We start from the raw sequence: 25709 nt of genomic DNA, 5'->3' as shown, positions 1-25709 counted from the left end.
GACGGGCCGGGGTCGGGCGTCGGCCGCTCTGCCGGAACGGGGTCGTCGGAGTCCGTGGCGCCCCGAAGGGCAGCTGGCAGGCCGGCCGGTCCGCGCGTGCGGTTCCGGTGGGAGCCGTGGGTCCGGACACACGACGAGCCCCGGGGCCGGGGCACCTGGGGGTGCCGGGCCTCGGGGCTCGGAGTCGTCGTGGTCGGAGGGGATTCCTCCGCTCAGGGGGCCGTCAGTGGCCGTCCTGCTGTTCGTCCCGGCGGCGCTGCCACCGTTCCTCGATGCGGTGCATCATCGAGCGGCGCTGTCGGGCCTGACGGCCGCCGGCCGCCCCGCCCCTCGCCTGCTGCTCGCCCGGCTTGGGCGCCTTGCGCCATCCGGTGACCGCCAGGACCGCGCAGCCCAGCATGACGAGGAACCCCACCACGCTGATCCAGATCTGCTGAGCGACCATTCCGGCCATGAGGAGCGCGATACCCACCAGGAAGCCGGCGACCGCTTGGTAGACCCGTCGCCGGGTGTACGTACGCAGTCCGCTTCCCTCGAGCGCTGTCGCGAACTTGGGATCTTCGGCGTACAGCGCTCGCTCCATCTGCTCGAGCATTCGCTGCTCGTGCTCCGAGAGCGGCACGGAGTCCTCCTAGTCGTCGGTCGCGGGGGCGACCGGTATGCGGCCCTTTCAGGATAGGCAGGGATTCGCCCCCGTGAAACCCGCCCTCAACGCCAAATCGCCAATCCGGGCCGCCATGCGGTTCGGTTGCTGAGGCGTTGATTCCCCAGGGCCCTGCCCGTCATGCCGGATGGTGTCCCCCGATCATACGGGGACACGGGCGCGATCGGGGGGCCTGTGGCGTACTCCATGTGCGGCTGCGTCGCTGATCAGCACGGTGGGGGCTGTCGTCCCCGGCCGGCCGGCCGCGTGCCGCCGGCCGGGTGTCAGGCGCGCTTCTCGCCCAGGAGGTGCAGCTGGGTGGCGATGGCCTGGAAGGACGGCAGCTCGGCGGCGGCCTCCTCCAGCCTGAGCAGGGCCTCCGCGGCACCGGGCTCGGTGTCGACCAGGGCCCCGGGAACCAGGTCGGCGAAGATCCGCACGCCGTGCACCGCGCCGACGTCCAGGCCGGCCTCCGCGGCCAGGTCGGTGAGCTGCTCGGCGGTGAAGCGCCGGGGCACCGGGTCGCCTGCTCCCCAGCGGCCCGCGGGGTCGCTCAGCGCCTGGCGGGCCTCGCTGAAGTGGCCGGCCAGCGCGCGGGCGAGGACGGCACCGCCCAGGCCGGCGGCGAGCAGACTGAGGGCGCCGCCGGGCCGGAGCGCGGCGACCGCGTTGCGCACGCCCTCGGCCGGGTCGTCCACGTACTCCAGGACACCGTGGCAGAGCACCGCGTCGTACCCCTCCCGCTCGACCACGTCGAACAGGCCGCGCACGTCGCCCTGCACGCCGCTGACACGATCGGCGACGCCCGCCTCGGCGGCCCGGCGCTCCAGCGCGAACAGGGCGTTGGGGCTGGGGTCGACGACGGTGACCCGGTGGCCGAGTCGGGCCACCGGGACCGCGAAGTTGCCGGAGCCGCCGCCCGTGTCGAGGACGTCGAGGCCGTCCTTCCCGGTGGCCTTGGCCCGGCGGTCGAGCGCCTCTTTCAGGACGTCCCAGACGACGGCGGTGCGCAGGGAGGCGCGCGACGGACGCGACGACGCCTCTCGACCGAAGACAGGGGAAGGGTCCGGCACGGCTGTTGACTCCTCGCTACGGGTACGAACGCTCCCCACCCTATGGCCTCGGGCGCCGTCCCCCCGCTCACCTCACGGCGTCGTCCGCCCCGGGCTGGCGGGGCAGTACGGGCTGGAGGACGAGCATCCGCTCGACCAGGCGCAGGAACATGGCGGCGTCCCGGATCAGGTCGTCGGCGTCCCGCCGGCCGGCCGCCGCGGCGATGCCCGCCTCGGCGCGGGCCCGGCGCTCGGCACCCGAGGCGAAGAGCGCGCTCCACTCCGTCAGCTCGGGGGCTATCTCGGGGAGGACTTCCCAGGCGCTCCGGATCCGGGCGCGCTTGCGGGGACTGGTCTCGGGCCGGCCGCGGGCGGCGAGCACGGCGGCCGCGGTGCGCAGCGCGGCGAGGTGGGCCGTGGCGTAGCGCTCGTGGGGCAGGTCGAGGGCGGCGGCCTCCTCGATGCCGGCGCGGGCCTGGGCGAGCAGGTCGAGTGCGGCGGGCGGGGCGGTGGCGCGGCGCAGGACGGGGTGGATGTCGGTCGGGGGTCCGACCAGTGCGGGGGCAGGGCGACCGGTGCTGCGGCGCCGGGGCGCGGCTGCTGCTGAGGAGCTGGTCATGACGAGCCTCCTGTCGTCGTGTGACGGCACTGTGGCCGTGTGTATCCATCGTGCAGTCCGCCACTGACAATCCGGCTGACCTGGACCTTTTGCCTTCAGGGCGGATCCGGGGGTAAGTTTTTGAACTGACTGGTCAGTTCAAAAGGGGAATCTGGGGGTGGGGGTCCGTGGAAGCGAACCCGGACGAGCCGCACGGCGCCGCCGTGGTCGCGGACGGCTTCGGGCTGAAGGGACCGCGCGGCTGGGTCTTCCGCGAGGTCGGCCTGCGGGCCGAGCCCGGCTCGCTCGTCGCGATCGAAGGACCGTCCGGCTCGGGCCGCACCTGTCTGCTGCTCGCCCTCACCGGGCGGATGAAGGCACACGAGGGCCACGCCGAGGTCGCCGGTCTGCGGCTGCCGCGCAGGATGGCCGCCGTCCGCCGGATCAGCGCACTGGGCCCCGTGCCGGGCGTCAGCGACCTCGACCCGGCGCTCACCGTCGACGAGCACCTGCGCGAGCGGGCTCTGCTCCAGCGCCGCTACGACGGCTCGGTCCGCGCGCTGGTGCGGCACCCCGCCGAGCGGGCCGCCGCGACCAGGGCCCGGATCGACGAGGCACTGGCGGCGGCCGGCCTCGACCGGGACGCCCTGCCCAAGTCCGGCCGGACCTCCGTGCGGGACCTGGAGCGGCTGGAGGCCCTGCGCCTCTCGGTCGCCCTCGCGCTGATCGGCCGGCCCCGCGTGCTGGCCCTGGACGACACCGACCTCAAGCTCTCGGACGCCGACCGGGCCGAGGCCTGGGCACTGCTGCGCTCGGTCGCCGACGCGGGGACGACCGTGCTGGCCGTGTGCAGCGAGGCACCCGAGGGCGCCCTGCGGATCACCACCACGGCGGGCGACGGCGCGTCGGCGGACGCCGACGGGGAACCGACGGGCACCGGGGCCGAGGACCCGGACGAGACGGACGACACGGACGACACGGACGACGCGGACGCGCAGGCCACCGACGAGCCGCAGGACGCGGCGGAGGCGGGCACCTCCGCGCAGGCCGCCGACGAGGACCGGCCGGGCACCGACGGCGGCGCGTCGGACGCCCGGTCCGGCGGGGACACGCCGGCCGCGCAGGCCACCGACGAGACCGACAGCACCGACGACGCCGAAGACACCGAAGACACCGAGAACACCATCGAGGAGGGGGAGAGCGATGCGTTCGCCGAGACTGGCCGCGCTTGAGCTGAAGCGCTTCGGCAGGGGGAAGCTGCCGCGCGCCGCGCTCGTCGCGATCCTGCTGCTGCCGCTGCTGTACGGCGCGCTGTACCTGTGGTCCTTCTGGGACCCGTACAGCAGGCTCGACCGGATCCCGGTCGCGCTCGTCAACGAGGACCGGGGTGCCACCGCCGGCGGCCAGAAGATCAACGCCGGCGCGGACATCACCAAGGGCCTGCGCGAGAGCGCGGTCTTCGAGTGGCACGAGGTGAGCGACGAGGAGGCCGCCGCCGGCGTGGAGGACGGGACGTACTACCTCTCCCTGACCATGCCCGGCGACTTCAGCTCGCGGATCGCCTCCAGCTCCGGCGACGCCCCCGAGACCGGGGCCCTGAAGGTGCGGACGAACGACGGCAACAACTACATCGTCGGGCAGATCTCCCGCACGGTGTTCTCCGAGGTCCGCACCGCCGCCTCCACCAAGTCCTCGCGCAGCTTCCTCGACCGGATCTTCATCTCCTTCTCCGACATCCACGACGCGACGGCGGAGGCGGCCAAGGGCGCCGGCCAGGTCAAGGACGGCGTGGACAAGGCGAAGAAGGGCTCCAAGAGCCTCGCCGACGGTCTGAAGGACGCCAAGAAGGGCAGTGGCGACCTCGCCTCCGGCCTCAAGAAGCTCGACAAGGGCGCGGGCGACCTGGAGACCGGCTCCCGGCAGGTGGCCGGCGGCACCCAGGCGCTCGCCGACAAGGTCAACGGCACCGCCGGTCGGATCCGCCCGTTCCTGAAGGACAACGGCAAGTCGATCGGTGACACCGCCCGTCTGGTCTCCCACTCCGTACAGGCCGTCCGCCACGACCTGGACGACCTGGTGCGGCGCGCGCCCCTCGCCCGCAGCGCCGCGCACATCGCCGACGACAAGCTGGAGGCGCTGTACAAGAAGGAGTGCGTCGACAACCCCCTGCCCGACCCCAAGGCCTGCCCCGTCCTCAAGGAGGCCAAGGTCAGCGCGGACGACGTGGCGAAGATCGCCGACGACCTGCACGAGCTGACCAAGGACAACACGGGCGACCTGAAGAAGCTCGACGGGCAGCTGGCCACGCTGCAGAAGCAGGCGGACGCGCTGGCCAAGGCCGCGCCGCACCTGGACGAGGACCTCGAGGGCGCGGTCAAGAAGATCAACGACCTCAACTCGGGCGCGCACAAGGTCGCCAAGGGTGCCGACACCCTGCACACCGGGCTCACCAGCGCCAAGACGGGCTCGGCCGGTCTCGACTCCGGTGTCGGCCGGCTCAAGAAGGGCGCGGGCGAGCTCGACGGCGGCCTGTTCAAGCTGGCCGACGGCTCCGGGGAGCTCGCCACCGGCCTCCACGACGGCGTCGAGAAGATCCCCGACTACGACAAGCAGGACCGCGACCGCCGCACCGAGGTCATGGCCGACCCGGTGGAGCTCGCCTCCCAGTCGCTGCACAAGGCGCCCAACTACGGCACCGGTTTCGCCCCGTACTTCATCCCGCTCTCCCTCTGGGTCGGCGCGATGGTGGCGTACATGCTGATCCAGCCGCTCAACCGGCGCGCCCTCGCGGCCGGAGCGTCCGCCTGGCGGATCGCCCTGGCCGGCTGGCTCCCGGTCGCGGCGATCGGAGTGCTCCAGGTCGCGGCGCTGATGTCCGTGCTGCACTGGGGGCTGGGCCTGCAGATGGCCAGGGCGGCCGGCACGGTCGGCTTCCTCGGCCTGGTGACCTGCTGCTTCGCGGCGATCATCCAGTGGCTCAACGCCCGCTTCGGCGCGGCGGGCCGGATCCTGGTGCTCGCGGTCCTGATGCTGCAGCTCACCTCGGCGGGCGGCACCTACCCGGTGCAGACCAGCCCCGGGTTCTTCAACGCGATCCACCCGTTCCTGCCGATGACCCACGTGGTCGAGGCGCTGCGGCGGCTGATCACGGGCGGCGGCATGGGGCCGGTCTGGCAGGCGGTGGCGGTCCTGACCGCGTTCACGGTGGGCGCGCTGGCGCTGACGGCCGTCTCGGCCCGGCGCAAGCAGGTGTGGACGATGGACCGGCTCCACCCGGAACTGTCCCTGTGACTCCCGCCGGACCTGTGAGAATCGGTCCCATGGACAGCAGCAGCACCAGACGCCGGGCCACGCGCGCGAAGCTCTACGAGGCCGCCGTCACCCTCATCGCCGAGCAGGGCTTCTCGGCGACGACGGTGGACGAGATCGCCGAGCGCGCGGGCGTCGCCAAGGGCACGGTCTACTACAACTTCAAGAGCAAGACCGAGCTCTTCGAGGAGCTGCTGCGGCACGGTGTCGGCCTGCTCACCGCCTCGCTGCGGGACGCGGCCGAGGAGACGGCGGAACGAGGGGGCAGCCGGGTCGACGCGCTGGACGCGATGATCCGGGCCGGTCTGGTCTTCATCGACCGCTACCCGGCCTTCACCCAGCTGTACGTGGCCGAGCTCTGGCGCACCAACCGGGCGTGGAACTCCACCCTCCTGGTGGTCCGCCAGCAGGCGGTCGCGGTGGTGGAGGGCGTGCTCCGCGACGGCGTCGAGGCCGGCGAGCTGAGCGGGGAGATCGACATCCCGCTCACAGCGGCGGCGCTGGTCGGCATGGTCCTGGTGGCCGCGCTGGACTGGCAGGCCTTCCAGAGCGAACGCTCGATCGACGACGTCCACAGCGCGCTGTCCCGCCTGCTGCACGGCCGGGTGAGCGGCTGCTGAACCTCCCGCTCCGCGCGGGTCGGCTCCCCCGCCGCCGGCCCGAGCCGGGCGGAGCACGAGAAGAGCGCCGGTCCTGCGAGGCTCGATCCCCCCGAGCCTCGCCGAACCGGCGCTCTTCTTTTCCACTTCCCCCGTGAGCACCCCCGTGCCCCCGTGCACCCCCGTGCCGGCAGGTGCGCGACCCCGCTCCGCCGCCCCGTGCCGGCGGTGCGGAGCCGCGCCCCTTCCGTTGCCTCCACTCTGCCGTCCGCGCAGGTCGAAGCCCATCCGCGCAACTACTCATCTCGCCGCCTAGGTACGGGTACTCAGCCGTCCGTGCCGATGCCCACGCGCGGGCGTCGCGGCCTGACTACGATCGCGACCGTGTCCGTACTCCCCCTGGTCTTCACCAGCGGCTGGGCCAGCGGGATCAACGCCTACGCGGTGGTCCTGCTGCTCGGCCTCTTCGGCATCACCGGCCTCAGCGACGAGGTGCCCGCGTCGCTGGAGCGCACCGACGTGCTGATCGCCGCCGGGGTGCTCTTCCTCTGCGAGGCGGTGGCGGACAAGATCCCCTACGTCGACTCGGTCTGGGACTCCGTCCACACGGTGATCCGGCCGATCGCCGGCGCCGTCGTGGGTGCCCTGCTCGCCGGACAGTCGGGGTCGCTGCCGGAGCTGGCCGCGGGCGCGGTCGGCGGGACGACCGCCCTGCTGAGCCATGTCGTCAAGGCCGGGACCCGGATGGCGGTCAACACCTCGCCGGAACCGTTCTCCAACATCACCCTCAGCCTGGCCGAGGATCTCGGGGTGGCGGGGATCGTCACCTTCGCGATCTTCAACCCGCAGGCGGCGGCGGTCATCGCGGCCGTCCTGCTGCTGCTCGGGCTGGTGATACTGGGCTTCCTCGCCCACCGGATCCGCCGTTTCCTGCGCCGCAGGGCGCAGCGCCGTGAGGAGCGGCGGCTCGCGGCGGCGGGGGCCCGGGTTCCGGGACCGCCCGGCTGACCGGGGTGCCGGCGGGGGCGGATAGGGTCCCTGGCATGGCACGGATTGTGGTGATCGGCGCCGGGATGGGCGCCATGGCGGCTGCGGCCCGGCTGGCCGTGGCCGGCCACCGGGTGACGGTGTACGAGCGCGCGGCGACGTACGGCGGCGGCGTCGGCCGCTTCGAGCGGGACGGCTTCGCCTTCGACACCGGCCCCCAGTTGCTGCATCTGCCCGCCGTCTACCGTGACCTGTTCGTCAAGACGGGCAAGGAGCCGCTGGAGGACCGCGTCACGCTGACGCAGGTCGACCCGGCGAGCCGGCACGTCTTCGCCGACGGCACCCGGGTCGACCTGCCCAACGCCTCGCGCGCCGGCACGCTGTCCGCGCTGGACGCGGCCCTCGGCGCCGGCGCCGGGGAGCGCTGGGGGGACTTCCTGGTCCGTGCCCGCGAGACCTGGGACCGCACCCGCCGCCCGCTGCTGGAGGAGCCGCAGGCCGCGGACGTCTCCGCGGCGGCCCGCGAGCCCTACCCGGCCCTGAAGGCGCCGTTCCTGCGGTCCCGCACCACCGCCCTGGCCCAGGTCGGAGCGCGGGAGCTGCGCGACCCCCGGCTGATCGCGCTGCTGGAGTCCTACGTCTGGTCGTACGGCTTCGATCCGGTCGGCGCCCCCGCGTCGGCGGCCGTCCTGCCGTACATGGAGCAGACCTTCGGCACCTGGTACGTGACGGGCGGCGTCCGGGCGCTCGCGGACGCCGTGTACGAGCGGTGCCTCGCGCGCCGGGTGGAGTTCGTCTTCGGGGCCGAGGTCACCGGCGTGCGGGAGAAGGACGGCCGGGCCGCCGGGATCGAGCTGGCGGGCGGCGAGGTGGCCGAGGCGGACCACGTCGTCGCGGGCGCGCCGGTTCCCGCGCTGTACCGGCATCACGTCGTGGGCCGGGAGAGCCGGGGCGACCGGCCGTGGGACCGGGGCCGACGGACGGGGCGGTTGACGGTCTGTCTGGCCCTGCGCGGCGCGCGGGAGGCGGGTGCCGTGCACCGGACGGTGGTCCACGGCACCGGGGGACACCCCACCACGACGGTGCTGCGGCCCGACGACCCGTCGGCGCGCCCCGACGGCGAGCACGAGGCGGTCACGGTCACCGCGACCGTGGGCCTCCACCCGGAGCACGACTGGGCGGAGATCGCCGAGGAGATGGTGACGGCGGCCGGGTCCGCCGTTCCGGGCCTTCGCCGGCGGCTGCTGTGGCAGGAGGTCCGCACCCCTGAGGACACCCGCCGGGAGACGGGCGTCGCCGAGGTCCCCGGCCCCGCCCTCGCGGGCGACCGCGGGTCCTTCCTGCCGGCGGCCAACGCCTCCGCGCTGCCCGGCCTGTACTTCGCCGGCGGCTGGTCCCACCCGGGCGGCGGGCTCGCCCACGCGGGCATGTCGGGGGCGCTGGTCGCGGGCCTGATCGTGGAGGGCGCGGAGTTCCGCGGCTCGCAGTGACGCCCCGCCCCACGGGGCGGGGCGGACCCGGAGCCCGTCAGTACCGGTACTGCTGGTCGTTGTCGTACGGCTCGTAGCCCGGCTGCTGCGGGGGCTGCTCGCCCTCCCGCTGCTGCGGCACCCACACCCCGCCGGGCGGGGTGTCGTAGCCGTACGAGGCGGCGTACGGGTCCTGGTAGGCGGCGTACTGCTGCTGGCCGCCCGTGCCGTAGTCGTACGAGGTGTACTGCTGGCCGTCCGTGCCCGGGCCGATGTACGGGTCGGAGTAGGCGGCGTACTGCTGCTGCCCGCCCGCGCCGTAGTCGTACCCCTGCTGCGGGTACGCCGACGGGTCGTAGCCCTGCTGGTCGTAGCCCGCCCCGTAGGAGTCGTAGCCCGCGCTGTAGGCGGGCTGCTGCTCCTGCTGGGCACCGCCGGCGTAGGAGGGGTCGTAGACGCCGTACTGGCCGGTGTCCTCGGGCATCGGCTCGGGCTCGTAGACCGCGGCGGTCTCGTCCGGCGCGGGTTCCACCGGCTCGTAGGAGAGGTCGGTGACCTCCAGGGTGGGGCGCGCCTCGGCCGGCGGGCCCGACCGGCGGCGACGGCTCGCGCCCGGGCTCCCGCCGATCGCCCAGCCGGTGGAGAAGCCGCGACGGAACGACAGGGTGACGTAGGTCTGTCCGACCGCGAAGGCGATCGCCCCCGCGATGATCACGGCGACGGACGGCAGCAGGACGCCGAGGACCACCGCCAGGAAGCCGCTGAACGCGAGCAGGCGCCAGCGCAGCCGCGCCTTGTACTGGAGCAGTACCTCACCCAACAGCCACAACGCGACGACACCGAACGCGATGTAGAGGACCGTCCACCCCATGCCCGCCCCTCTCCTACGGCCACCGCCGCGGGTCGGGGGCGGGTACGCCGATCACGACTGCTCGTGCAGTCCGAGATTCTCGTAGATCTCCAGCGTCGCGGCGGAGTTGTTCAGCGTGATGAAGTGCAGTCCGGGGACACCCTCGGAGAGCAGACGCGCACAGAACTCCGTCGCGAACTCGATGCCAATGGAGCGTACAGCGGTCGGATCGTCCTTGACGGCGAGGATCCGTTCTTTCACGTCCCCGGGGAAGACCGCGTTGCTCAGCTGGGGCAGCCTGTCCAGGGTACGGGCGTTCACCACGGGCATGACCTCGGGGATGATCGGCGTCTCGCAGCCGGCCTTCTCGACGCTGTCACGCATCCGCAGGTAGCTCTCCGGGTCGAAGAACATCTGGGTGATGGCGTAGTCGGCACCGGCGCGGCACTTGTCCACGAAGTGCCGGATGTCCGCGTCCCAGTCGTCGGAACGGGGGTGCATCTCGGGGAACGCGGCCACGCCGACGCAGAAGTCGCCGGACTCCTTGATCAGCCGGACCAGGTCGGCGGCGTAGCGGACGCCCTCGGGGTGCTCGACCCAGGTGCCGAGCGGGTCGCCGGGCGGGTCGCCGCGCAGGGCGAGCATGTTGCGGATGCCGGCGTCGGCGTACTGCCCCAGGACGTTGCGCAGCTCGGCGACCGAGTGGTCGACCGCCGTGAGGTGGGCGACGGGCGTGAGGGTGGTGTCTGCGGCGATCTCCTGGGTGGCCTTGACCGTCCCGCCGCGGGTGGAGCCGCCGGCACCGTAGGTCACGGAGACGAAGCTCGGACCGACCTGCTCGACATGGCGCAGCGCCTTCCACAGGCTCCGCTCGCCCTTCTCCGTGCGGGGCGCGAAGAACTCGAACGAGTACGAGCACTTTCCGGACGCGAGAATGTCGCGCACCGTGCGGGCGCGATCCGACCGTGTGGAAGCGGTTCCGAGAGCCATACGGGCAGGTTAGACGTGGTCCTCCCACCGCAGAAGCCGGGTCCGCAGAATGGACACGTTTTTGGACAGGGACCGGAGGGCGATACCGGGCGGATCCAGGAGCGTCCCGTCGATCTTGCCGGGCTCCCGGCAAGATCGTCAAGACACTCGGGTCCTGAGGCCAGGTCCTGTCCGGGCGGTGCGCTCGCGGACCCGCTTGGCGAGCCGGGCGGCCGCCGCGGCCGGGTCGTCGGCCTCGGTGATCGCGCGGACGACGACGATCCGGCGGGCGCCGGCGTCGAGGACCTCGTCGAGGGTGGTCTCGTCGATCCCGCCGATGGCGAACCACGGCCGGTCCTGCTCCAGGGCGGCGGCGTACCGCACGAGCCCGAGCCCCGGCGCGTACCGCCCCGGCTTGGTGGGGGTGGGCCAGCAGGGTCCGGTGCAGAAGTAGTCGACACCGGGCTCCGCGGCGGCCGCGTCCACCTCGGACTCGGCGTGGCAGGAGCGGCCGACGAGGACGCCGTCGCCCAGAATCGCCCGGGCGGCGGGCACCGGCAGGTCGCCCTGCCCCAGGTGCAGCACATCGGTGCCGATGGCGTGGGCGACGTCGGCCCGGTCGTTCACGGCGAGCAGCTTGCCGTGGCGGCGGCAGGCGTCGGCGAACACGGCGAGGTGTTCCAGCTCCTCACCGGCCTCCATGCCCTTGTCGCGCAGCTGCACGATGTCCACACCCGACGACAGCACGGCGTCGAGGAACGCGGGCAGGTCGCCCTGGCTCCTGCGGGCGTCCGTGCACAGGTAGAGCCGGGCGTCGGCGAGCCGGGCGCGAGGTGTGGGCATGGGTGGATCCCCCCGTCGGTGCGGCGGTTCCGTGGGGGCCGGGCGTGGCCCGGTCCCCACGGAACCTGCTGTGGTGTCGTCGGTGCGTCAGACGGCGAGCGCCTGGGCGCGGCGCTTCACCTCCGTGCCGCGATTCTCGCTGAGGGCCTGCGCGGGCGTGCCCGGCAGGCTGGGGTCGGGAGTGAAGAGCCACTCCAGCATCTCTTCGTCGGTGAAGCCGTCGTCCTTCAGGAGCGTCAGGGTCCCGGCCAGACCCTTGACCACCTTGTCGCCCTGGATGAAGGCGGCAGGCACCTGGAGCGCCCTGTTCTCACCGCGGCGCACGGCGATGAGCTGGCCTTCCTTGACCAGCTGCCGGACGCGCGTCACCTCGACGTCGAGCATTTCCGCGATGTCGGGGAGGTAGAGCCAGGCGGGGACGAGAGCATCGGTCTTTGCGTCAATCTCGGTCACGGGACAAGCCTGCCATCCCGGGCTGACAGCCGGTAGTCGGGCCCGGTGGATGTCCCTCCGGATCGGGCCGGATCGGTGAATTCCGGGCACTGGGCCCTTCCCTCTCGGACAGGACCCAGGTCCTGTCCGGGCGATCTTCTCGGGCCCGCGACGACGGCTGCGGCGTCTCGCGGCGTTGTCGGAGTCGCCCGAGTACGCCCAGTACGAGGGCGATCCTCCGCCTTGCGATGCACCACATCCGACGCCGCGGGCCGATCCTCGAAGACCGCCCGGACAGGACCTAGACGGCCGCCGCCTTCAGGGGGACGGCGGGGTCGGCCGCGCGGTCCGGGTCGAGCCGGGCGCCCGCCTCGATCAGCTTGCGCCCCTGGGCCAGGTCGCGCGGGCGCCCGACGGCCAGCAGCGCGACGAGCACGCCGTCGCGCAGCCAGAGCACGGACCAGGCGGCGCCGGCCGGGTCGCCGCGGCGGACGAGGTCGCGGGCGCCGGTGTGGTGGCCGGCGTACTGCACGAAGCGGCCGAACTGCTCGGACCAGAAGTACGGGACCGGGTCGTAGTCCTCGGGGGCGTCGCCGACGATGTCGGCCGCGACCGTGCGCGGGCCCTGCAGCGCGTTGTCCCAGTGGTGGACCAGGAGCCGTTCGCCGTAGCGGGCGGACGGGAAGGAGGCGCAGTCGCCGACGGCGTACACATCGGGCAGCGAGGTGCGCAGCCGCGCGTCGGCGGTGATGGAGCCGCCCGCGTCGAGGGCGATGCCGGAGCCGTCGAGCCAGTCGGTGGCGGGCCGCGCGCCGATGCCGACGACGACCGCGTCGGCGGGCAGGTGCCGGCCGTCGGCGAGGACGGCGCGGCCGGGTTCGACCGCCGCCACCCGCGCGTGGGTGAGGAGTTCGGCGCCGCTCTCGGCGTACCACCCGGCCATGGGCGCGGCGACCTCGGCGGGCAGCGCGCCGAACAGGGGCCGCTCGGCGGCCTCGACGACCGTGACGGCGCACCCCGCCTCGCGCGCGGCGGTGGTGAACTCGGCGCCGATCCAGCCCGCGCCGACGACCACGATGTCGTGCCGCCGCTCCAGGACGGGCTTGAGGCGGGCGGCGTCGTCCAGGGTGCGCAGCAGGTGGACGCCGGGAACGCCCTCGGTGCCCGGCAGGGTGACGGGCCGGGCCCCGGTGGCGAGGACGAGGACGTCGTACGGGACGGGGCCGGACTCGGTGTCGATCTCGTGGTCGGCGGCGCGCAGACCGGTCACGTCCAGGCCGAGGCGCAGCCCGATGCCGAGCGCCTCGAAGTCGACGTCGAAGGCGGAGTCCTCGGCCTTGCCGAGGAGGACCGCCTTGGAGAGCGGCGGCCGGTCGTAGGGCTGGTGCGGCTCGGCGCCGATGAGGGTGACGGGGCCGGTGAAGCCCTGTTCGCGCAGGGCGACGGCGGTCTGCACGCCTGCCATTCCGGCACCCACGACGACCACGCGCTGCGATGACTGCTTCTGCTCGCTCACCCGTCCACCTTACGCATCTGACGAACCGTCAGTAAGGGTGGGCCTGGGAGCGGAACGGGGCGGGGGCTAGTCTGGCCGACGTAAAGCACTCGCGGGAGTCCGGACGCACCGGGCTGAGAGGGAGGCTGCGACGGCCTCCGACCGTACGAACCTGATCCGGGTCATGCCGGCGAAGGGAGGGGCTGGACGCCCATGCAGCCACGTTCAGGATCGGACGTCCTCGTCATCGGGGGCGGAATCATCGGCCTGGTCACGGCCTGGCGGACCGCGCTGCGCGGACTGCGCACCGCCGTCGTCGACCCCGAACCGGGCGGCGGGGCCGCCGCCGTGGCGGCGGGCATGCTCGCCGCCGTCACCGAGCTCCACTACGGCGAGGAGACCCTGCTCGGCCTCAACCTCGCCTCCGCGCGCCGCTATCCGGGGTTCGTCGCCGAACTCCACGAGGCCACGGGGCACGACGTCGGCTACCGCGCCTGCGGCACGCTCGCCGTCGCGCTCGACGCCGACGACCGCGCGCACCTGCGGGAACTGCACGCGCTGCAGACCCGCTGCGGCCTGGAGTCGGAGTGGCTCAGCGGGCGCGACTCCCGGCGCCTGGAGCCGATGCTGGCACCGGGTGTGCGGGGCGGGCTGCGGGTCGACGGCGACCACCAGGTCGATCCGCGCCGGCTCGCCGCCGCCCTGGTCACCGCCTGCGAACGGGCCGGCGTGATCTTCCACCGGGCGGTCGCGGAACGGCTGACGTTGGCCCGGGACCAGGCCGTGGGCGCGGTGCTCGACGACGGGACGGAGCTCCCCGCGGACCAGGTCGTGCTGGCCGGCGGCAGCCTCAGCGGCCGGCTGGCCGGTGTACCGGACGAGGTCCTGCCGCCCGTACGCCCGGTGAAGGGCCAGGTGCTGCGGCTCACCGTGCCGCCGGCGTACGCGCCGTTCCTGTCCCGGACCGTCCGTGCCGTCGTCCGCGGCAGCCACGTCTACCTGGTGCCGCGCGAGAGCGGCGAGCTCGTGGTCGGCGCGACCAGCGAGGAGCTGGGCTGGGACACGACGGTGACCGCGGGCGGGGTGTACGAGCTGCTGCGCGACGCCCACGAGCTGGTGCCCGGCATCACCGAACTGCCGCTCACCGAGACCCGGGCCGGTCTGCGCCCCGGCTCGCCGGACAACGCGCCGATGCTCGGCCCGAGCGCCCTGCCGGGCCTCCTTCTGGCCACCGGCCACTACCGCAACGGGGTGCTGCTCACTCCCGTCACGGGCGACGTCATGGCCGAGGCCCTGGCCACCGGCACGCTGCCGGACGAGGCGCGCCCCTTCACCCCCCGCCGTTTCTCCCCCGCACCCCTGGTGCACGCACGTCAGGAGCAGCCCGCATGAACGTCTCCGTGAACGGGGAGCCGCGCGTGCTCGCCGGCCCCCTCTCCCTCGACGTCCTGGTCGCCACCCTGACCACGGCGCCCGCCGGCGTGGCCGCGGCGGTCAACGAGGCGGTCGTGCCGCGCAGCCGGTGGTCCGCGACGCTCCTCGGCGAGGGCGACCGGGTCGAGGTCCTCACCGCGGTGCAGGGAGGCTGAGCCATGTCCGACGATCTCCTCGTCCTCGGCGGCACGGAGTTCACCTCGCGCCTGATCATGGGCACGGGCGGGGCGCCCAGCCTCGACGTGCTGGAGCGCTCGCTGGTCGCCAGCGGCACCGAGCTCACGACGGTCGCGATGCGGCGGCTCGACCCGACGGTGCAGGGCTCGGTGCTGTCCGTCCTGGACCGGCTGGGCATCCGGGTCCTGCCCAACACGGCGGGCTGCTTCACCGCGGGCGAGGCCGTGCTGACGGCCCGGCTCGCCCGCGAGGCGCTGGGCACCGACTGGATCAAGCTGGAGGTCGTCGCCGACGAGCGGACCCTGCTGCCGGACGCGGTGGAGCTGCTCGACGCGGCGGAGATCCTGGTCGACGACGGCTTCACGGTGCTGCCGTACACCAACGACGATCCGGTCCTCGCGAAGAAGCTGGAGGACGTCGGGTGCGCGGCGATCATGCCGCTGGGCTCGCCCATCGGCTCCGGGCTCGGGATCCGCAACCCGCACAACTTCTCCCTGATCGTGGAGCGCGCGCAGGTGCCGGTCATCCTGGACGCGGGGGCCGGGACGGCATCGGACGCGGCGCTCGCGATGGAGCTGGGCTGCGCGGCGGTGATGCTCGCCTCCGCGGTGACCCGGGCGCAGGAGCCGGTGCTGATGGCGGAGGCGATGCGGCACGCCGTGGAGGCGGGCCGGCTGGCCCGCCGGGCGGGCCGCATCCCCCGCCGCCACTTCGCCGAGGCGTCCTCGCCGACCGGGGGCCGGGCGCACCTGGATCCGGAGCGCCCGGCGTTCTGACGACGGGGGTGCCGCGGGGGCGGAGCGCCGCCCCCGCGGCCCGCCGGGGACGGGTGTCCCGGGTCCCCGCGCCGTCACAGCTCGGCTGCAGTACGGGCCCGTCCCGGCCACGCGGACCGCGCCGTGCCCCCGGACTCGTAAACTCGGGGCCGTGGACACGACCCTTCAGGACCCTCTCGTCGGGCAGCTGCTCGACGGCCGCTACCGCGTCGACGCGCGCATCGCCGTCGGCGGGATGGCCACGGTCTACCGGGCCGTCGACATCCGGCTCGACCGGGTGCTCGCGCTCAAGGTGATGCACCCGTCGCTCGCCACGGACGCGACCTTCGTCGAGCGGTTCATCCGCGAGGCGAAGTCCGTCGCTCGGCTGTCCCACCCGAACGTCGTGGGGGTCTTCGACCAGGGCGCGGACGGCGCGTACGTCTACCTCGCCATGGAGTACGTCGCCGGCTGCACGCTGCGCGACGTCCTGCGCGAACGCGGCGCCCTCCAGCCCCGCGCCGCCCTCGACATCCTGGAGCCGGTGCTCGCCGCGCTCGGCGCCGCGCACCGGGCCGGGTTCGTGCACCGGGACATGAAGCCGGAGAACGTGCTGATAGGGGACGACGGCCGGGTCAAGGTCGCCGACTTCGGGCTCGTACGGGCCGTCGGCTCCGCCACCCAGACCACCGGCGCCGTCCTCGGCACCGTCTCCTACCTCGCGCCCGAGCAGATCGAGCACGGCACCGCCGACACCCGCGCCGACGTGTACGCCTGCGGTGTCGTCCTGTACGAGATGCTGACCGGCGGCAAGCCGCACACCGGGGACACCCCCGCCCAGGTGCTCTACCGGCATCTGAACACCGACGTGCCCGCCCCGTCGGCCGCCGTCCCGGGCCTCGCGCTCGAACTGGACGAACTGGTCGCGGGCGCCACCGCGCGCAACGCGGACGTCCGCCCCCACGACGCCGTCGACCTGCTGGCCCGGACCCGGGAGGCCCGCGCCGCGCTGAGCGACGAACAGCTGGACCTGGTGCCGCCGCAGGCGCGCCGCGAGGACGCCGCCGGGCCGGCCGCCCCGTCCGAGGACCCGACCAGCGTGATCCCGCGCGTCCTGCCCGAGCACACCAGCAGGCTGACCCCGCCGCCGGTGCCCGTGCCGGCCGCGCACCCGACACCCGGACTCCCCCCGGCCCCGGGGCCGGGCCGGGCACCCCTGCTGTCCCGCGGTCCGCTGCTGGTCGTCGCCGCCGTCCTGCTGATCCTGGGGATCGGCACGGGCGTCTGGTACATCAATTCCGGCCAGTTCACCCGGGTCCCGGCCGTGCTCGGCCAGACGGAGGCCGAGGCCACGAAGCGGCTCGCCGACGCCGGGCTCGACGTCGGCACGACGGACCGCGCCTTCAGCGAGGTCTACGAGCGCGGCACCGTGATGCACACCGACCCGGCCCCCGGCGAGCGGATCCGCGGCAACGGCTCGGTGAAGCTGACCCTCTCGCGCGGGCCCGAGGTCGTGAAGGTCCCCAACCTCAAGGGCAAGCCGCTGGCCGAGGCGAAGAAACTGCTGGAGCAGGAGGGGCTGGCCACCGGCGTGGTCACGAACACCTTCAGCCGGTCGGTCCCGCAGGGCGCGGTGATCGGCTCGGACCCCGAGCCGGGCACCGAGCGCACCCCCGACTCCGCGGTCGCCCTGGTCGTCAGCAAGGGCGCCCCGATCGACGTCCCGGACGTGACCGGCGAGAGCGTGGCGGACGCGACGAGCACGCTCCAGGAGGCCGGCCTCACCGTGCGGGTCGCCACCGAGCGGATCGACTCCCCCGAGGACGCGGGCACGATCGCCGCCCAGTCGCTGGCCGAGGGCAGCCGGGCCGCCAAGGGGGACACGATCACCCTCACGGTCTCCAAGGGCCCGAAGATGGTTGCGGTACCGGACGTCGTGGGCGCCACGGTCGACGAGGCGCGCGAGGAGCTGGAGGGCGCGGGCTTCGAGGTGAAGGTCGAGAAGTCCTTCCCCTACCTCGGGAACACGGTCGCGGAGCAGTCCGTCGGCGGCGGCTCCACGGCGGCCGAGGGCTCCACGATCACCATCACGATCAAGGGACTGTAGAGACTCATGCGCAACCCCGTCGGCGGCCACGTCCCCGTGGCCGGCGGCCTCGCCACCGTAGGACTCGGCTACGCACGCACGCTCGGCGCCGAGACCGTGCAGGTCTTCGTCGCCAACCCGCGCGGCTGGGCGACGCCCGCCGGCAACCCGGCGCAGGACGAACGCTTCCGCGCGGAGTGCGAGGCCGAGGGCCTGTCCGCCTGGGTGCACGCCCCGTACCTGATCAACTTCGGCTCCCACACCGAGGCCACCGTCGAGCACTCGGTGACCTCACTGCGCCACTCGCTGCGCCGCGCCCGGGAGATCGGTGCGCGGGGTGTGGTGGTGCACACCGGCTCGGCGACCGGCGGCCGGCCGCGCGAGGTGGCGCTGGCGCAGGTGCGGGAGCGGATGCGCCCGCTGCTGGACGAGCTGACCCACGACGACGACCCGTTCCTGCTGCTGGAGTCGACGGCGGGGCAGGGCTCCTCGCTCTGCTCGCGGGCGGAGGACCTCGGCCCGTACTTCGACGCCCTCGACCACCACCCCCGGCTGGGGATCTGCCTGGACACCTGTCACATCTTCGCCGCCGGCCACGACCTGACCGGGCCGGACGGCATGGCGCGCACCCTGGACGAGCTGGTGGCGACCGTCGGAGAGGGACGGCTGAAGCTGATCCACGCCAACGACTCCGAGGACGTCGTCGGCGCCCACAAGGACCGGCACGCGAACATCGGCGCCGGGCACATCGGCGAGGAGCCGTTCCGGACGCTGTTCACCCACCCGGCGACCGAGGGCGTGCCGCTGGTCATCGAGACGCCCGGCGGGCCCGAGGGGCACGCGGCGGACGTGGAGCGGCTGAAGAAGCTCAGGGAGTGATCGGCCCGGCACGCGCATCACACCGTTGAGGAATACCCCAGGGGGGTATACGGTTCCTGAAGAGGCAGGAACCGCTACTCGACGTTTGGGGCCCGTCATGGAGCACGAAGCGCACACCGAGCACCACCACACCGGCCACGAGGGCCACGGGAGCCACCAGGCCCACGGAGGTCACGAGGGCCACGACAGCGGCGGGCACGGGAGTCATCACGCGCACCACGCCTCCGGCGGGGTCACCTGGGCCACGGCCGCCAAGGCGACGCTGCACTGCCTCACCGGCTGCGCCATCGGCGAGGTGCTCGGCATGGTCATCGGTACCGCGCTGGGCTGGGGCAACATGCCGACGATGGTCCTGGCGATCGTCCTGGCCTTCTTCTTCGGCTACGCGCTCACCCTGCGCGGCGTCCTGAAGGCCGGCGTCGACTTCCGGACCGCCTTCAAGGTCGCGCTGGCCGCCGACACCCTCTCGATCGCCGTCATGGAACTGATCGACAACGGCGTGATCGCCCTGTGGCCGGGCGCCATGGACGCGCACCTGACGGACGCGTTGTTCTGGGTCGTCCTCGCGATCGCGCTGGCCGCCGCCTTCGTCCTCACCACGCCGGTCAACAAGTGGATGATCGGCCGGGGCAAGGGACACGCGGTGGTGCACCGGTACCACCACTGAACGGACCGGGGGCGGACCGCCGGGGCTACAGCTCCGGTCCGTCCCCCGGCTCCTCCTGGTAGGAGTAGCGCTGCTCCGTCCACGGGTCGCCGATGTTGTGGTAGCCGCGCTCCTCCCAGAAGCCGCGGCGGTCGGCGGTCATGTACTCCACGCCGCGAACCCACTTCGGGCCCTTCCAGGCGTAGAGGTGCGGGACGACGAGCCGGAGCGGGAAGCCGTGCTCGGCGGTGAGCAGCTCACCATCCTTGTGGGTGGCGAAGATCGTGCGCTCCGAGGCGAAGTCGGCCAGGCGCATGTTGGCGCTGAAGCCGTACTCGGCCCAGACCATCACGTGCGTGACGTTCGCGGCCGGCGGGGCCAGGTCGAGGATCGTCCGGGCGGGGACGCCGCCCCATTCGGCCCCCAGCATGCTGAACTTCGTCACGCAGTGGAGATCGGCCACGACCGTCGCGAACGGCAGGGCCGAGAACTCCTCGTGGTTCCAGCACCGCTTGTCGCCGTCCGCCGTGGCACCGAAGACCCTGAACTCCCAGCGGTCCGGCTTGAACTTGGGGACGGGACCGTAATGGGTGACCGGCCAGCCGCGTTGCAGCCGCTGTCCCGGCGGAAGATCCGACTGTCCTGCTTCCCGGTGTACTCCGCTCTCCGGCTGACCCATGTCATCCATGGTGACAGACCGCGAGGGGTGGTCATGACCAGGCAACCTCCGACCTCGTGCGATTCGGGCAACTCCCACTAAGCCTGCACTTACTGGACGCCCCCCATGCGTGGTGCGAGGATGCCGCCATCCTGCCCAGTCACGACACAGACATGCGTGGAAGGAGCCTCTGCGATGCAGGGCGACCCCGAGGTCCTCGAGTTCCTCAACGAGCAGCTGACCGGCGAGCTGACGGCCATCAACCAGTACTGGCTGCACTACCGCATCCAGGACAACAAGGGCTGGACGAAGCTCGCCAAGTACACCCGCGAAGAGTCCATCGACGAGATGAAGCACGCGGACAAGCTGACCGAGCGCATCCTGATGCTGGACGGCCTGCCCAACTACCAGCGGCTCTTCCACGTCCGGGTCGGCCAGACCATCACGGAGATGTTCCAGGCGGACCGCCAGGTGGAGGTGGAGGCGATCGACCGCCTCAAGCGCGGCATCGAGGTCATGCGCACCAAGGGCGACATCACCTCGGCGAACCTCTTCGAGGAGATCCTGGCCGACGAGGAGCACCACATCGACTACCTCGACACCCAGCTGGAGCTCATCGAGAGCCTGGGCGAGGCGCTGTACATCTCGACGCTGATCGAGCAGCCGAGCTAGGTCCCGCCCCGGGGGCGGCGGGCGGTACACGGCGCCGCAGGCGGGAGAGCGGCCCTCAGGCGGCCTCGGAGAGCTCCTCCGGTACGGCCGGCTCACTCGTCAGGGCCGGGATGCCCTGGTCCACGAGCTCCCGTCGCGGGCAGTTGCCGCGGCCCAGTATGGCTTGAATGCGTCGTACGCAGGAGCCGCAGTCGGTGCCGGCCTTGCAGGCGGAGGCGATCTGGCGAGGCGTGCAGGCGCCCGCGTCCGCGTGCTCCTTGACCTGCTTTTCCGTGACACCGAAGCATGAGCAGACGTACACGCGGTTCACCTCCCGCCGGGATCGATAAGGCTAACCTAACCTTACCCGGCGGGTCTGGCGCGTAAAAGCCCTCGTGACGACGGTGGGGCACGGATCACATCGATCCGTGCCCCACCGTCGTAGGAAGCTACCTACTGATCACGCTCACTGGTCGCGGTACATCTCCGCCACCAGGAACGCCAGGTCCAGCGACTGGCTGCGGTTGAGGCGCGGGTCGCAGGCCGTCTCGTAGCGCTGGTGCAGGTCGTCGACGAAGATCTCGTCGCCGCCGCCCACGCACTCGGTGACGTCGTCACCGGTGAGCTCGACGTGGATGCCGCCGGGGTGGGTGCCGAGGGCCTTGTGGACCTCGAAGAAGCCCTTGACCTCGTCGAGCACGTCGTCGAAGCGCCGGGTCTTGTGCCCCGAGGCCGCCTCGAAGGTGTTGCCGTGCATCGGGTCCGTCACCCAGGCGACGACCGCGCCGGAGGCGGTGACCTTCTCGACCAGCTCCGGGAGCTTGTCCCGGACCTTGTCGGCGCCCATGCGGACGACGAAGGTCAGCCGGCCCGGCTCGCGCTCGGGGTCCAGGCGGTCGATGTACGTCAGCGCCTCGTCGACCGTGGTGGTCGGGCCGAGCTTGATGCCGACCGGGTTGGCGATCTGCGCGCAGAACTCGATGTGCGCGTGGTCCAGCTGGCGGGTGCGCTCACCGATCCAGACCATGTGGCCGGAGGTGTCGTACAGCTTGCCGGTACGCGAGTCCGTGCGGGTCAGCGCGCCCTCGTAGGCGAGCAGCAGCGCCTCGTGCGAGGAGTAGAACTCCACCGCCTTGAACTCGGCCGGGTCGGTGCCGCAGGCCTTCATGAAGTTCAGCGCGTTGTCGATCTCGCGCGCCAGCTGCTCGTAGCGCTGTCCCGAGGGGGACGACTTCACGAAGTCCTGGTTCCAGGCGTGCACCTGGCGCAGGTCGGCGTAACCACCGGTGGTGAAGGCGCGCACCAGGTTGAGCGTCGAGGCGGAGGCGTTGTACATCCGCTTGAGGCGCTCGGGGTCCGGGACGCGGGCCTTCTCGTTGAAGTCGAAGCCGTTGACGGAGTCGCCGCGGTAGGTCGGCAGGGTCACGCCGTCGCGGGTCTCGGTCCCTTTGGAACGGGGCTTCGAGTACTGCCCCGCGATGCGGCCGACCTTCACGACGGGCACGGAGGCCGCGTAGGTGAGGACGGCGCTCATCTGGAGGAGCGTCTTGAGCTTGGCACGGATGTGGTCGGCGGACACGGCGTCGAAGGCCTCGGCGCAGTCGCCACCCTGGAGCAGGAACGCCTCGCCACGGGCGACGGCTCCCATCCGGGCGCGCAGCTGGTCGCACTCGCCCGCGAACACGAGCGGGGGATACGACTCGAGGTCCGCGATCACATCGCGCAGAGCCTCGGCATCGGGGTACTCAGGCTGCTGCGCCGCGGGCAGGTCTCGCCAGGTCGCCTTGGCGACGGCGTGGGGTTCAGCGTTCACGGTCACACGACCCACAGTACGTGGCCGAGGACTCCGTCCACGCCAGTGACCGCTTGATGAGACGGAAGAGACGGACGGGACATCTTGGATGGGCTACCATCACCGGCATGTTCGCGCAGACGACCCGTGACTGGTGGTGGACCGCTCATCCGGCGGCCCACTGACTGCGCGTACCCGAACACGCGAAGGCCGCCCGAGGGGCGGCCTTCTTCCGTTTCCAGGGCCGTTCCTCTCCGCTCCACGGAAGGAACGACGTACCGCATGGACCTCTCCCGTCTCCTCGACGACTCCTGCCCCCCGTTCGCGCTGCTGCGCCGACGCACCCCCGGACGTGACCACGACACCGTCGAGGTGCTGATCGGCGCCGTCCACGAGGCCGAGCGGCTCGCCGAGCTGCCGGTCGGCGACCGGCCGACCCTCGCCCTCGTGCCGTTCCGGCAGATCCGGGAGCGCGGCTTCGACGTCCGCGACGACGGCACTCCGCTGTCCTTCCTCGTCGCCGAGGAGACGTACGAGCTGCCGCTGTCCGAGGCGATGGAGCGGCTTCCGGCCCACGAGGTACGGGTCGAGGGCGGCGGCTTCGACGTGTCGGACGAGCTCTACGCGCGGACGGTGCGCCGGGTCGTGGAGGAGGAGATCGGCTCGGGCGAAGGGGCGAACTTCGTCATCCGCCGGACCTACACGGGCGAGATCCCCGGCTTCGGGCGGGCCGACGCGCTCGCGCTCTTCCGGCGGCTGCTGGCGGGCGAGCGGGGCGCGTACTGGACCTTCGTCGTCCACACGGGGTCCCGCACGCTGGTCGGCGCGAGCCCGGAGGTGCACGTCCGGATGTCCGGCGGGACGGTCGTGATGAACCCGATCAGCGGCACCTACCGGTATCCGGCCGGCGCGGCCCCGACCCCCGAGGACCTGCTGGCCTTCCTGGCCGACCGCAAGGAGACGGAGGAGCTCTCCATGGTGGTCGACGAGGAGCTGAAGATGATGTGCACCGTCGGCGACCGGGGCGGGGTGGTGATCGGGCCGCGTCTCAAGGAGATGGCGCATCTCGCCCATACGGAGTACGAGCTGCGCGGCCGTTCATCCCTCGACGTGCGGGAGGTCCTGCGGGAGACCATGTTCGCGGCGACCGTCACCGGCTCGCCGGTGCAGAACGCCTGCCGGGTCATCGAGCGCCACGAGACCGGCGGCCGCGGCTACTACGCGGGCGCGCTGGCGCTGCTCGGCACGGACGCCACGGGGACCCAGACCCTGGACTCCCCCATCCTGATCCGGACCGCGGACATCGACGCGGACGGCCGGCTGCGGGTACCGGTGGGCGCGACGCTGGTGCGCCACTCCGACCCGGCGGGCGAGGTCGCCGAGACCCACGCCAAGGCGGCGGGGGTCCTCACGGCGCTCGGTGTGCGGGAGGGGCGGCCCCGCGACGCCTCGCCGCGGGCGCCGCGGCTGGCCGAGGACCCGCGGGTCCGGGCGGCCCTGGACGCACGGCGGGCGGACCTCGCGCCGTTCTGGCTGAAGATGCAGGTGCGGGCGGCCGAGCTGACGGGCCACGCGCTGGTCGTCGACGCGGAGGACACCTTCACGGCGATGCTCGCGCACCTGCTGCGCTCCTCCGGCCTGGAGGTCTCGGTGCTCCGCTACGACGAGCCGGGGCTGCGGGAGCTGGCGCTCGGCCACGAGGGGCCGGTCGTGCTCGGTCCGGGGCCGGGCGACCCGGGTGACGCGGCCGATCCGAAGATGCGGTTCCTCCGCGCGCTCACGGCCGATCTCGTACGGGAACACCGGCACGGGCTGCTCGGGGTGTGCCTGGGCCACGAGCTGATCGCGGCGGAGCTGGGTCTGGAGATCGTGCGCAAGCGGACCCCCTTCCAGGGCGCGCAGATGCGGATCGACCTCTTCGGGCAGGAGCAGACGGTGGGCTTCTACAACAGCTTCACGGCCCGCTGCGACGACCGGGCCGCGACGGAGCTGGCGCTGCACCGGATCGAGGTGAGCCGCGACCCGGCCACGGACGAGGTGCACGCGCTGCGCGGTCCGGGCTTCGCCGGTGTGCAGTTCCACCCGGAGTCGGTCCTGACCCGGGACGGGGCCGCGCTGACCGCGTCGCTGCTCGCCGGGGTGCTGGTCTAGGGCGGTCCTTCTAAGGGCTGTCCCGTAATCCGCGGTGGGTTGGCGCACGGCGTCGGATGCGGTGCATCGCAAGGCGGAGGGCCGCTCTCATACTGGGCGTATTCGGGCGATCCGACAACGCAGCGTGGGGGCACCCCCGGCCGAAGGCTGGGGGAGTGCCGTAGCCGGCGTCGTGCGCCCGCCGGGGATTACGGGACAGCCCTTAGGGGGTGTCGGACGGGACCAGGACGTTCTCGCTGCGCCGGCCCGCGAGGTAGTCGAGGACGTTCCGCACGGTGGCGTCGATGATCTGGCCGACCGCGTCGAGGGTGTAGTAGGCCTGGTGGGAGGTGACCAGGACGTTCGGGAAGGTCATGAGCCGGGCCAGGGTGTCGTCCCGGACGACCTCCAGGGACTTGTCGAGGAAGAAGAGCCCGGCCTCCGCCTCGTACACGTCGAGGCCGACCCCGGCGAACCGGCCGGCGCGGAGTTCGGTGACGAGCGCCTCAGTGTCGATCAGGCCGCCGCGGCTGGAGTTCACCAGCAGCGCGTCGTCCTTCATCGCCTTGAGGGCGGCGGCGTCGATCAGCCGCTGGGTGGCGGGGAGCAGCGGGACGTGGAGGCTGATCAGGTCGGCCTCGGCGAAGAGCTGCTCCTTGTCGACGTACGTCATGCCGAGCTCCAGGCAGGCGGGGTTCTCGGCGATGTCCCAGCCGAGCAGCCTCATGCCGTAGCCGTGGGCGATCCGGGTGAAGGCCTCGCCGATCTTCCCGGTGCCGACGACGCCGACGGTGCGGCCGCGCAGGTCGCGGCCCATCAGTCCGGCGAGCCGGAAGTCGAAGTCGCGGGTCCGGTTGGAGGCGCGGACGATCCGGCGGTTGACGGCCGTCGCCAGGGTCCAGGCGAACTCGGCGACGGAGTACGGGGAGTAGTACGAGACGCGGGCGATGGTGAGGCCGAGCCGGGCGGCGACGTCGAGGTCGATGTTGTTGAAGCCGGTGGAGCGCTGGGAAATCATCCGGGTGCCCCCGGCGTGGAGGGTGCGCAGCACGCGGCCGCCGAGGTCGGCGTTGACGCTGCTGGAGACGATCTCGTAGCCGGCCGCGATGGGCGCGGTGTCCTCGGTGAGGAAGACCTCCAGGCAGCGGACGTCGTGGTGGCCCTCGAAGGCCTTCTCGATCATCGGCTTCTCGTCCGCCTGCACGCCGAACGCCAGGATTTCCACGGAGCCCCTCCGGGGTGTGCCGGAATTGTC

At 72.7% G+C, this 25709-nt stretch carries 26 protein-coding genes and 1 riboswitch; of the genes, 14 read left to right on the top strand and 12 right to left on the bottom strand.

Going from position 1 to position 25709, the window contains the following annotated elements; genetic code table 11:
- Window positions 1–223: 223 nt before the first annotated feature.
- The 3 genes from ACE1OA_RS25540 to ACE1OA_RS25530 all read right to left on the bottom strand — a co-directional run bounded on the left by ACE1OA_RS25540 (window position 224) and on the right by ACE1OA_RS25530 (window position 2314).
- Window positions 224–622, bottom strand: coding sequence for a DUF3040 domain-containing protein (locus ACE1OA_RS25540; RefSeq protein ID WP_356603277.1), 399 nt, complete (start codon window positions 620–622; stop codon window positions 224–226).
- Window positions 623–927: 305 nt separating this feature from the next.
- Window positions 928–1716: a methyltransferase gene (locus tag ACE1OA_RS25535; RefSeq protein ID WP_356603275.1), complete on the bottom strand. Its 789-nt coding sequence runs from the start codon at window positions 1714–1716 to the stop codon at window positions 928–930.
- A 67-nt stretch (window positions 1717–1783) separates the two neighbouring features.
- Complete coding sequence (locus tag ACE1OA_RS25530) at window positions 1784–2314, bottom strand: SAV_6107 family HEPN domain-containing protein (RefSeq protein ID WP_356603273.1); 531 nt, start codon at window positions 2312–2314, stop codon at window positions 1784–1786.
- A 167-nt stretch (window positions 2315–2481) separates the two neighbouring features.
- Here ACE1OA_RS25530 and ACE1OA_RS25525 point away from each other — a divergent pair, with 167 nt between their 5' ends.
- The 5 genes from ACE1OA_RS25525 to ACE1OA_RS25505 all read left to right on the top strand — a co-directional run bounded on the left by ACE1OA_RS25525 (window position 2482) and on the right by ACE1OA_RS25505 (window position 8678).
- A complete protein-coding gene (locus tag ACE1OA_RS25525) occupies window positions 2482–3525 on the top strand; it encodes an ATP-binding cassette domain-containing protein (RefSeq protein ID WP_432753446.1) in 1044 nt (347 codons plus the stop codon).
- The gene (locus ACE1OA_RS25520; RefSeq protein ID WP_432753445.1) at window positions 3497–5584 is read left to right on the top strand and encodes a YhgE/Pip family protein; all 2088 of its coding nucleotides are present in this window, start codon (window positions 3497–3499) and stop codon (window positions 5582–5584) included. Before ACE1OA_RS25525 ends, ACE1OA_RS25520 begins: the two co-directional genes overlap by 29 nt.
- 29 nt (window positions 5585–5613) lie before the next feature.
- On the top strand, window positions 5614–6222 hold the full coding sequence (locus ACE1OA_RS25515) for a TetR/AcrR family transcriptional regulator (RefSeq protein ID WP_356603267.1): 609 nt from the start codon (window positions 5614–5616) through the stop codon (window positions 6220–6222).
- Window positions 6223–6585: 363 nt separating this feature from the next.
- Window positions 6586–7209 carry a DUF4126 domain-containing protein gene (locus ACE1OA_RS25510; RefSeq protein ID WP_384874879.1) on the top strand — a complete coding sequence of 208 codons (624 nt, stop codon included), beginning with the start codon at window positions 6586–6588 and terminating at the stop codon, window positions 7207–7209.
- Between the two features lie 35 nt (window positions 7210–7244).
- The gene (locus ACE1OA_RS25505; protein ID WP_432753444.1) at window positions 7245–8678 is read left to right on the top strand and encodes a phytoene desaturase family protein; all 1434 of its coding nucleotides are present in this window, start codon (window positions 7245–7247) and stop codon (window positions 8676–8678) included.
- Window positions 8679–8715: 37 nt separating this feature from the next.
- Here ACE1OA_RS25505 and ACE1OA_RS25500 read toward each other — a convergent pair whose 3' ends face one another.
- The 5 genes from ACE1OA_RS25500 to ACE1OA_RS25480 form a co-directional block, all read right to left on the bottom strand.
- Window positions 8716–9528, bottom strand: coding sequence for a hypothetical protein (locus tag ACE1OA_RS25500; RefSeq protein WP_356776375.1), 813 nt, complete (start codon window positions 9526–9528; stop codon window positions 8716–8718).
- 51 nt (window positions 9529–9579) lie between these two features.
- The gene (gene metF / locus ACE1OA_RS25495) at window positions 9580–10497 is read right to left on the bottom strand and encodes a methylenetetrahydrofolate reductase [NAD(P)H] (protein WP_356603259.1); all 918 of its coding nucleotides are present in this window, start codon (window positions 10495–10497) and stop codon (window positions 9580–9582) included.
- Window positions 10498–10635: 138 nt separating this feature from the next.
- Window positions 10636–11319: a thiamine phosphate synthase gene (gene thiE / locus ACE1OA_RS25490; RefSeq protein WP_356603257.1), complete on the bottom strand. Its 684-nt coding sequence runs from the start codon at window positions 11317–11319 to the stop codon at window positions 10636–10638.
- 87 nt (window positions 11320–11406) lie between these two features.
- Complete coding sequence (locus ACE1OA_RS25485; protein WP_147977623.1) at window positions 11407–11772, bottom strand: Rv2175c family DNA-binding protein; 366 nt, start codon at window positions 11770–11772, stop codon at window positions 11407–11409.
- Between the two features lie 280 nt (window positions 11773–12052).
- Window positions 12053–13216, bottom strand: a complete 1164-nt coding sequence (locus ACE1OA_RS25480; RefSeq protein ID WP_432754095.1) for an NAD(P)/FAD-dependent oxidoreductase — start codon at window positions 13214–13216, stop codon at window positions 12053–12055.
- A 132-nt stretch (window positions 13217–13348) separates the two neighbouring features.
- A riboswitch (TPP riboswitch) is annotated at window positions 13349–13462 on the top strand.
- Between ACE1OA_RS25480 and thiO the strand changes: the two genes are divergently transcribed.
- The 6 genes from thiO (at window position 13460) to ACE1OA_RS25450 (ending at window position 19244) form a co-directional block, all read left to right on the top strand.
- Complete coding sequence (thiO, locus tag ACE1OA_RS25475; protein WP_432753443.1) at window positions 13460–14638, top strand: glycine oxidase ThiO; 1179 nt, start codon at window positions 13460–13462, stop codon at window positions 14636–14638. It overlaps the preceding riboswitch by 3 nt.
- Window positions 14635–14835: a sulfur carrier protein ThiS gene (gene thiS, locus ACE1OA_RS25470; RefSeq protein WP_432753442.1), complete on the top strand. Its 201-nt coding sequence runs from the start codon at window positions 14635–14637 to the stop codon at window positions 14833–14835. The genes thiO and thiS overlap by 4 nt, the downstream gene beginning before the upstream one ends.
- A gap of 3 nt (window positions 14836–14838) precedes the next feature.
- The gene (locus ACE1OA_RS25465; protein WP_432753441.1) at window positions 14839–15633 is read left to right on the top strand and encodes a thiazole synthase; all 795 of its coding nucleotides are present in this window, start codon (window positions 14839–14841) and stop codon (window positions 15631–15633) included.
- A gap of 151 nt (window positions 15634–15784) precedes the next feature.
- Window positions 15785–17719: a Stk1 family PASTA domain-containing Ser/Thr kinase gene (pknB, locus tag ACE1OA_RS25460; RefSeq protein ID WP_432753440.1), complete on the top strand. Its 1935-nt coding sequence runs from the start codon at window positions 15785–15787 to the stop codon at window positions 17717–17719.
- A gap of 6 nt (window positions 17720–17725) precedes the next feature.
- Complete coding sequence (locus tag ACE1OA_RS25455) at window positions 17726–18577, top strand: deoxyribonuclease IV (RefSeq protein WP_361312885.1); 852 nt, start codon at window positions 17726–17728, stop codon at window positions 18575–18577.
- Window positions 18578–18674: 97 nt separating this feature from the next.
- Window positions 18675–19244, top strand: coding sequence for a DUF4396 domain-containing protein (locus ACE1OA_RS25450; protein WP_356776387.1), 570 nt, complete (start codon window positions 18675–18677; stop codon window positions 19242–19244).
- Window positions 19245–19269: 25 nt separating this feature from the next.
- Here ACE1OA_RS25450 and ACE1OA_RS25445 read toward each other — a convergent pair whose 3' ends face one another.
- A complete protein-coding gene (locus ACE1OA_RS25445) occupies window positions 19270–19902 on the bottom strand; it encodes a sulfite oxidase-like oxidoreductase (protein ID WP_356603239.1) in 633 nt (210 codons plus the stop codon).
- A 174-nt stretch (window positions 19903–20076) separates the two neighbouring features.
- Here ACE1OA_RS25445 and bfr point away from each other — a divergent pair, with 174 nt between their 5' ends.
- Window positions 20077–20553: a bacterioferritin gene (gene bfr, locus ACE1OA_RS25440; RefSeq protein WP_147977631.1), complete on the top strand. Its 477-nt coding sequence runs from the start codon at window positions 20077–20079 to the stop codon at window positions 20551–20553.
- 55 nt (window positions 20554–20608) lie between these two features.
- Here bfr and ACE1OA_RS25435 read toward each other — a convergent pair whose 3' ends face one another.
- A complete protein-coding gene (locus ACE1OA_RS25435) occupies window positions 20609–20863 on the bottom strand; it encodes a (2Fe-2S)-binding protein (RefSeq protein WP_356603237.1) in 255 nt (84 codons plus the stop codon).
- A 135-nt stretch (window positions 20864–20998) separates the two neighbouring features.
- Entirely contained in the window at window positions 20999–22351 is a 1353-nt protein-coding gene (locus ACE1OA_RS25430) for a class II 3-deoxy-7-phosphoheptulonate synthase (protein ID WP_384868671.1), read from the bottom strand.
- A gap of 50 nt (window positions 22352–22401) precedes the next feature.
- On the opposite strand from ACE1OA_RS25430, the gene ACE1OA_RS25425 reads away from it, so the two are divergent.
- Window positions 22402–22509: a trp operon leader peptide gene (locus ACE1OA_RS25425; RefSeq protein ID WP_356603235.1), complete on the top strand. Its 108-nt coding sequence runs from the start codon at window positions 22402–22404 to the stop codon at window positions 22507–22509.
- Between the two features lie 97 nt (window positions 22510–22606).
- Entirely contained in the window at window positions 22607–24475 is a 1869-nt protein-coding gene (locus ACE1OA_RS25420) for an anthranilate synthase family protein (protein WP_432753439.1), read from the top strand.
- Window positions 24476–24677: 202 nt separating this feature from the next.
- Here the strand turns inward: ACE1OA_RS25420 and ACE1OA_RS25415 are convergent, their stop codons facing one another.
- Window positions 24678–25679 carry a 2-hydroxyacid dehydrogenase gene (locus ACE1OA_RS25415; RefSeq protein ID WP_361312878.1) on the bottom strand — a complete coding sequence of 334 codons (1002 nt, stop codon included), beginning with the start codon at window positions 25677–25679 and terminating at the stop codon, window positions 24678–24680.
- Window positions 25680–25709 lie beyond the last annotated feature (30 nt).

It is taken from the genome of Streptomyces sp. JL2001 (genome assembly GCF_050917515.1).
GTDB lineage: Bacteria > Actinomycetota > Actinomycetes > Streptomycetales > Streptomycetaceae > Streptomyces.
This window is presented reverse-complemented; position numbering and strand designations above follow the sequence as displayed.